This is a genomic window from Yoonia sp. (genome assembly GCF_046498525.1).
In the GTDB taxonomy this organism is placed as follows: domain Bacteria; phylum Pseudomonadota; class Alphaproteobacteria; order Rhodobacterales; family Rhodobacteraceae; genus Yoonia.
This window is the reverse complement of record NZ_JAWOAN010000063.1, coordinates 1-2,936: the sequence shown is the minus strand read 5'-3', so window position 1 is coordinate 2,936 and position 2,936 is coordinate 1. Positions and strand designations below refer to the sequence as shown.

Genomic DNA, 2,936 nt, shown 5'->3' with positions numbered 1-2,936 from the left:
GCGTGACTGAGCTCACCGAAACATCGGTTGAAGAACGTCTCGCACGATTCCGGACGCGCAACGCCGAGGCATGAAAGTCTTCTTCACGCAAAGCGCCGAGAACTGCCCTTGGGCAATCTGGGGTCTGATGCCGGAGAGTGCAGAATCCTACGCTAAGCGGTGAGAACCCGTTTCCCGTAATCGCGCAGATTGCCGTTCGGGTCGACATATCGGTAAAGTGTGACCGGTTTGACCCCCAATTCCTTACAAAGTTCTGAAACCGATGTGTCGCGGCTGGCCATAGCGGCCTGCGCCATTCGCACCTGCGCTTTTGTCAGAGCAAATTTCCTTCCACCTTTCCGGCCGCGGGCGCGGGCGGCTTGTAACCCCGCCATTGTGCGTTCGCGTATCAACTCGCTTTCAAATTCGGCGAGAGCGGCAAAGATGCCGAATGAAAGCCGTCCTGCCGCAGTTGTTGTGTCAATCTGCGCCCCTTGCCCGGTTAGAACCTTGAGGCCGACGCCACGCTCGGACAGCATGCTGACGGTTTTGACAAGGTGGTGGAGGCTGCGCCCCAAGCGGTCGAGCTTCCACACGACCAGCACATCCCCCTCACGCAATGCCTTGAGGCAGGCCTCCAGACCGGATCGGTCATCCTTCTTGCCCGACGCCAGATCTGAGTAAATCTGTTCTTCTTCCACGCTCGCTGTGATCAAGGCATCCCGCTGCAGGTCTAGGGACTGGCTACCGTCGGCTTTTGAGACGCGGGCATAGCCGATCAGCATGTTTCACAAACGTTCGTTTGAGGTGCTCTGGAAAGCAGCATGCTTTCAGCCATCAAAACAATTCCTTATTCAGTATCTTAATCATCAATAGACAAACCATTATAAGAAAGCAAAAGATACATGGCGCATCGTACCGTCCTGACCGAGCGGCAGCGCTCAGCACTTTTTGACCTTCCGACTGATCGAACCGTGATGCTGCGTCATTACACTTTGGCGGACGACGACTTGGAAATCATCCGCGCCCGCCGCCGTCCACACAATCGTTTCGGCTTTGCTCTCCAGCTTTGTGCGTTGCGCTACCCCGGTCGCTTGCTAACTCCGGGTGAGGTCATTCCACTGGAAGTCACGCATTTTCTGGCGGCGCAACTTGGGCTGAAAGCGGACGATCTGGCGGGATATGCAAGCCGGGAAGAAACGCGCCACGAACACCTGGCTGCCCTGCGGGATATTTATGACTACAAGATGTTCACTGGCCGAGGGTCGCGCGACCTGAAGGTCTGGATTGAGAACGAAGCCGAAACCGCCCGGTCGAACGAGGATTTGGCGCGGCGGTTCGTAGAGCAATGCCGGGCGACCCAGACCATCCTACCTGGGATCACGGTTATTGAACGACTCTGCGCGGACGCACTTGTTGCTGCCGAGCGACGGATCGATGCGCGAATTGCTGACCGGCTGGATGATAAGACACGCAGCCGACTTGATGCCCTGCTGACGGAAACCGCAGACAGCTCCGTCACCCGCTTCGTCTGGCTCCGCCAGTTTGAGGTGGGTCAGAACTCAGCCGACATGAACCGCCTACTTGACCGGCTGGAATTCTTGCAGAGCATGCCCGTGGAAAGGTCTGTTCTTGTCGGTGTGCCAGCCCACCGTATCGCGCGCCTCCGACGGCAAGGGGAACGGTATTTCGCCGGTGATCTGCGGGATATTTCAGGTGATCGTCGCCTTGCCATCCTCGCGGTCTGCGTTTTGGAATGGCGCAGCGCCATTGCCGATGCAGTGGTCGAAACCCATGACCGTATTGCCGGGAAGACGTGGCGCGAGGCGAAACGCGCATGCGATGCCCGTGCAGATGATGCCAAGGCCGCCTTGAAGGATACCTTGCAGGGCTTCTCTAAATTTGGATCAGCGCTGCTGGAGGCGCATGAAGATCAAGCGTCCCTCATCGATGCCGTTCAAAACGCAGGCGGTTGGTTGTCGCTCAGGGGGCTCGTCACCACCGCTGCCCAGCTCACCGACACATTGGCTGCCGATCCGCTGGCACATGTTGTTCACGGGTATCATCGCTTCCGACGTTATGCACCGCGCATGCTGCGGGCGCTCGATATTCAGGCCGCACCGGTGGCCGAGCCGTTACTCGCCGCCACCTCTATCGTCGCGGGAACGGACACCCCCGCCGACCGTCCCCTGACCTTTCTGCGCCGCGCCTCGAAATGGCATCGGCACCTGAACAAAGACGATGGGCACCGCCTCTGGGAGGTCGCCGTCTTGTGCCACTTGCGCGATGCATTCAGAGCTGGCGACATCTGGCTTGCCCATTCCCGTAGGTATGGCGACCTCAAGGACGCGCTGGTTCCAGCCGAAATTGCCAAGGCAACGCCAAGACTGGCCATGCCGTTTGAACCAGAAATCTGGCTGGCAGATCGTAAAACTCGTTTGGCTGACGGCTTGCAGCGACTGGCCCGCGCCGCCAGGGCCGGTGCCATTCCGGGAGGCTCAATCGCAGATGGTGTGCTCAAGATCGACCGCTTGACTGCCAATGTTCCTGAAGAGGCGGATGCCATGGTGCTCGATCTTTACAAACGCCTGCCAGTGATCAGGATCACCGACCTTCTGCTCGAAGTGGATGACGAGATCGGCTTTACCGAAGCCTTCACCCATCTGCGCACGGGCGTCCCATGCAAAGACAGGGTCGGCATGCTGAATGTATTGCTGGCTGAAGGGCTGAACCTCGGACTCAGCAAAATGGCCGGGGCTACAAACACCCACGACTATTTCCAGCTGTCGCGCTTGTCGCGGTGGCATGTCGAAAGCGAGGCGATGGCGCGCGCCCTGGCAATAGTGATCGAAGGCCAATCCGCCTTGCCAATGGCCCGGTTCTGGGGCGGTGGCACCAGCGCGTCCAGTGATGGGCAATTCTTCCCCACCACGCGCCAGGGCGAAGCAATGAACCTG

Annotated in this window: 2 protein-coding genes; one reads left to right on the top strand and one right to left on the bottom strand. The window is 58.9% G+C overall.

All coding sequences use genetic code 11. The features are described from left to right. Nucleotides 1-152: 152 nt before the first annotated feature. On the bottom strand, nucleotides 153-764 hold the full coding sequence (locus tag R6T97_RS03935; RefSeq protein WP_068242705.1) for a recombinase family protein: 612 nt from the start codon (nucleotides 762-764) through the stop codon (nucleotides 153-155). Between the two features lie 120 nt (nucleotides 765-884). Between R6T97_RS03935 and R6T97_RS03930 the strand changes: the two genes are divergently transcribed. Next, nucleotides 885-2,936: Tn3 family transposase (locus tag R6T97_RS03930; protein ID WP_410347996.1), on the top strand; the 2,052-nt coding region annotated here is incomplete at its 3' end.

Coding starts and splice junctions, on each gene's coding strand:
- R6T97_RS03935 (WP_068242705.1), bottom strand. CDS start 764: ATGCTGATCGGCTATGCCCGCGTCTCAAAAGCCGACGGTAGCCAGTCC.